The organism is Dactylosporangium sp. NPDC005572 (genome assembly GCF_040605515.1).
Lineage (GTDB): Bacteria > Actinomycetota > Actinomycetes > Mycobacteriales > Micromonosporaceae > Dactylosporangium.
In genome coordinates this window covers 1-3,842 of the sequence record NZ_JBEXCY010000409.1, presented here as the reverse complement: position 1 = coordinate 3,842, position 3,842 = coordinate 1, and the positions used below count along the sequence as shown (strand labels likewise).

Below are 3,842 nucleotides of genomic sequence, written 5' to 3'. Positions count from 1 at the left end.
GTCACCATCGCCGCCATCAGCCAATGGCTTCGCGCGTTATGAAACGCTGCCTAGACGCGGTCGTACTGGGCCGAGGCCGTCGCGTCGGTCAGGGACTGGGTCTTCCAGGAGTTGGGCAGGCACGTGTAGGGCTGGGGGTTGTTGTGCGGTTCGACATTGGTCTGCTCGGCCTGCTTGCCGTCGACCGTGATCGTCAGCTCCACCGTGCTGCCCGTCGAGACGAACAGGAGCTGGCCGCCCTGGGTCTTCAGGGTCCACTCGTTCGTGCCCGTGAACGTCATGTCGACGCTGCGGCCGTCCTCGGTGCGGCCGCTGTAGCGGGTCGAGGTGAAGTCCTCCGTCGCCTTGCCGTCGGCCGTGATGCGCCACAGGCGGCCGCTGCCCGTCACCCGGACCGTGCCCAGCGCCTTGTTCTTCGCGTCATAGATCGACGAGAAGTCCATCGTCGCCGCGTACTGCGACTGCCTCCAGTTCCCGACCAGGCACGTGTCGACCGGGCCCGACTGGGTCGACGCCGACGTCGCCGGGGTCGCGGTCGAGCCGTCGTCGTCGCCGCGGCGCACGGCGATCACCACGACGATGGCGACCACCAGCACCACCAGCAGGGAGAGGCTGGCGATCAGGGCCACGGCCACCGTGTTGCGCCGCGGCGGCGGGGGTGGCGGCGCGTAGTACTGCGGCGGCTGCTGCTGCTGGTAGCCGTTGCTCCACTGGGTCATGCGTCCTCCCCGTACCCACCCGTTCGGGGTAGAGGATGCCACACCGGCGCCCGTGAAACGTTCACGGGCGGCCCGCAGGTCACGGCCGGGCGACCGGCGACGGCATTGAAGCCCTTCGACGCTGCTGCTTGACTCGCCGCGCAACAGCGCCGTCCCGGATCCGGTCCAGAGCCGATAGGCCCCGACCAAAGCCAGCTAGAGGGAGCCCTCAATGCGCCGACTCGTCGTCGCGATCGCCGCGGTCGTCGCCGCCGCGGCCGCGACCGTGTTCATGGCCCTGCCCAACGCCTCCGCGGCCACGCCGGTGCGGATCATGCCGCTCGGCGACTCGATCACCGGCAACCCGGGCTGCTGGCGGGCGCTGCTCTGGCAGGCGCTGCAGAACGGCGGGTACACCAACATCGACTTCGTCGGCACCCAGCCGCCGCAGGGCTGCGGGATCGCCTACGACGGCGACGGCGAGGGCCACGGCGGCGCGCTCGTCACCGACGTGGCGAACCAGAACCTGCTGCCGGGCTGGCTCTCGGCGACCCACCCCGACATCGTGCTCATGCACTTCGGCACCAACGACGTGTGGAGCAACCGGTCGACGGACACGATCCTCGCCGCGTACTCCAAGCTCGTCGACCAGATGCGGGCGTCCAACCCCGCGATGCGCATCCTCGTCGCCCAGATCATCCCGGTCGACCCGCCGAGCTGCCCGGAGTGCGCGGCCCGGACCGTGGCGCTGAACAACGCCATCCCGGGCTGGGCGGCCGGCAGGACCACCGCCGCGTCGCCGATCACGGTCGTCGACCAGTGGACCGGCTGGGTCTCGGCCACCGACACCGGCGACGGCGTGCACCCGAACGACTCCGGCATCCGCAAGATGGCCGACAAGTGGTACCCGCCGCTGACCAGGGCGCTCGGCTCCGTGCCGTCCCCGAGCGCGAGCAGCACGCCCAACACGAGCCCGAGCCCGAGCCGCAGCGCCAGCCCGAGCGCCAGCCCCAGCCCCAGCAACGGCACCGCGACCTGCACGGCCACGTACAAGGTCGTCGGGCAGTGGCCGGGCGGGTTCCAGGGCGAGGTCACCGTCCGCAACAGCGGCAGCCGGGCGATCACCGCCTGGACCACGCGGTTCACCTTCACCGCCGGTGAGCAGGTCCAGCAGTCGTGGGGCACGACGCTCACCCAGAGCGGCGCGACCGTGACCGCGGTGAACGCGCCGTGGAACGGCACGCTGGCGCCCGGCGCGACGGCGAGCTACGGGTTCATCGGCAGCGGCACCAGCGGCACACCCGGCGTCATCTGCACCGGCAGCTGACCGGCGGCTCAGCGCGCGGCTCTGGCACCCAGCTCGCGGACGACCTGGACGAGGAGGTCCAGGTCGTCCTCTGTGGTGCGCCAGTTGCTGATCGCGGGGCGCAGCGCGGCGCGGCCCTCGTGGACGGTGCCGCCGGCGTAGACCCGGCCGTCGTCGAGCAGGGCCTCGGCGAGGCGGCGGTTGAGATCGTCGAGTGAAGGCTCCGACAGACCGGGCGGGCGGTACCGGAAGCAGACCACGTTGAGCGGGACATCGGCGAGGCGCTCCAGGTCGGGGGCGGCGTCCACGGCGGCGGCCAGGTGCCGGGCCAGGTCGCAGTGGCGCTCGACCATGGCCCGGTAGCCGTCCCGGCCATACGCGGCCAGGGTGGCCCAGATCGGCAGGGCCCGCGCGCGGCGGGACGACTCGGGGCCGAGCAGCCCGAAGCCGCCGCGCGGGTCGTCGGGGCCGGGCAGGTACGGGGCGCCGGGCATCCCGAACGCGGCGCCGAGCCGGGACGGGTCGCGGACCAGCACGAAGCCGCTCTCGTAGGGCACGTTGAGCCACTTGTGCGCGTCGGCGGCGACCGAGTCGGCCCGCTCGACGCCGGCGGTGAGGTGCGCGGTGCGCGGGGACAGGGCCGCGAACAGCCCGAACGCGCCGTCGATGTGCAGCCAGGCGCCGTGCTGCGCCGCGAGATCGGCGAGGTCTGCGAGGTGGTCGAAGGCGCCCGCGTTCGGCTCGCCGGCGGTCGCGATGATCACCGCGGGGGCGCCCAGCCCGGAGAGGCGGCGCCCGAGCGCGGCGGCGTCGTCGAAGATCTCGGCGGTGTCCTTGCCGTGGCCGATGAGCTGGAGCGCCTTGCGGGCGCTCGGGTGCAGCAGGCGAGTCGCGAGCACCGGCATGCGGGGCAGCCCGGCCAGGCCGTCGGCGGCCAGGTCGGCGCCGTGCCGCTCGGCCCACCAGTGCGTCGCCAGGGTCAGGCCGGCGACGTTGGCGAAGGTCGCGCTGGCGGTGAGCGCGCCGCCCCAGCCCGCCGGCAGGCCGAACAGCTGCCGCAGCCAGTCGAGGGCGACCCGCTCGGCGGCGTCGGCGAACCGGGACGACGCCTTCACGAACGCGTTCTGGTCGAGCAGGGACACCACCCAGTCGGCGGCGAGCGCGGCCGGGGTCGAGCCGCCGATGACGAAGTGGAAGAACCGCGGGCCGGCCGAGGCCGTGGCCGTCGCGGTGCCGACCCGCAGCAGCTCCTCGACGGCCGCCGCGGTGCCGCGGCCGGTCTCCGGCAGCGGGCCGCCGAGCCGGTCGAGCAGCGGCTCGGCCGCCCGGTCGTGGACCAGCCGCTCCGTGAGTCCGTCCAGGTAGGGTCCGGCCGCGTCGTACACCTGCCGCAGGGCCGGCAGCGCCTCGTCCCGCTCGTGCAGTGGATCCGCCATGCGCAACACTGTGGCATGGTTTTTGCCGCCGCCGTGCTGGTCCTCGTCGCGATCCTGCACTGGTACCTCTGGCTGCGGCTGGTCCGCTCCGTCACCACCAGCGCGAAGGCGCGCCGGATCGGCCGCTGGGTGTTCGCCGGCCTCGGGCTGCTGCTGGCGGTGACGGCGGTCGGCAACCGGGCGCTGCCCCGGCGGTACGAGCCGATCCTGGAGCGCGTCGTGGCCTGGCCCGGCTACGTGTGGCTCGCGCTCTGCGCCTACCTCGCCCTGGCCCTGCTGGCCCTGGAGCTGCCCGTCCTGCTGGCGACCCGCGTGCCCTGGGTGACCCGGGTGGCCAGGGTGGCCCGGCCCGCCGACGAGGGGCGCCGGCTGCTCGTCGCCCGGGGCGCGGCGATCACCGCC

Annotated in this window: 3 protein-coding genes and 1 pseudogene; 2 read left to right on the top strand and 2 right to left on the bottom strand. The window is 73.8% G+C overall.

What is annotated here, in order from left to right; all coding sequences use genetic code 11:
* Nucleotides 1–50 precede the first annotated feature (50 nt).
* Entirely contained in the window at nucleotides 51–719 is a 669-nt protein-coding gene (locus ABZS66_RS60970) for a hypothetical protein (protein WP_354774047.1), read from the bottom strand.
* Between the two features lie 211 nt (nucleotides 720–930).
* On the opposite strand from ABZS66_RS60970, the gene ABZS66_RS60965 reads away from it, so the two are divergent.
* Nucleotides 931–2,025, top strand: coding sequence for a cellulose binding domain-containing protein (locus ABZS66_RS60965; RefSeq protein WP_354774046.1), 1,095 nt, complete (start codon nucleotides 931–933; stop codon nucleotides 2,023–2,025).
* Nucleotides 2,026–2,033: 8 nt separating this feature from the next.
* Here ABZS66_RS60965 and ABZS66_RS60960 read toward each other — a convergent pair whose 3' ends face one another.
* Entirely contained in the window at nucleotides 2,034–3,440 is a 1,407-nt protein-coding gene (locus ABZS66_RS60960) for a pyridoxal-dependent decarboxylase (protein WP_354774044.1), read from the bottom strand.
* A 15-nt stretch (nucleotides 3,441–3,455) separates the two neighbouring features.
* On the opposite strand from ABZS66_RS60960, the pseudogene ABZS66_RS60955 reads away from it, so the two are divergent.
* Nucleotides 3,456–3,842, top strand: a pseudogene (locus ABZS66_RS60955) (hypothetical protein); the annotation flags it as partial.

Bases quoted from the DNA above. Each gene is read 5' to 3' on its own strand.
- ABZS66_RS60960 (WP_354774044.1), bottom strand. From the start codon at position 3,440: ATGGCGGATCCACTGCACGAGCGGGACGAGGCGCTGCCGGCCCTGCGG.
- ABZS66_RS60965 (WP_354774046.1), top strand. From the start codon at position 931: ATGCGCCGACTCGTCGTCGCGATCGCCGCGGTCGTCGCCGCCGCGGCC.
- ABZS66_RS60970 (WP_354774047.1), bottom strand. From the start codon at position 719: ATGACCCAGTGGAGCAACGGCTACCAGCAGCAGCAGCCGCCGCAGTAC.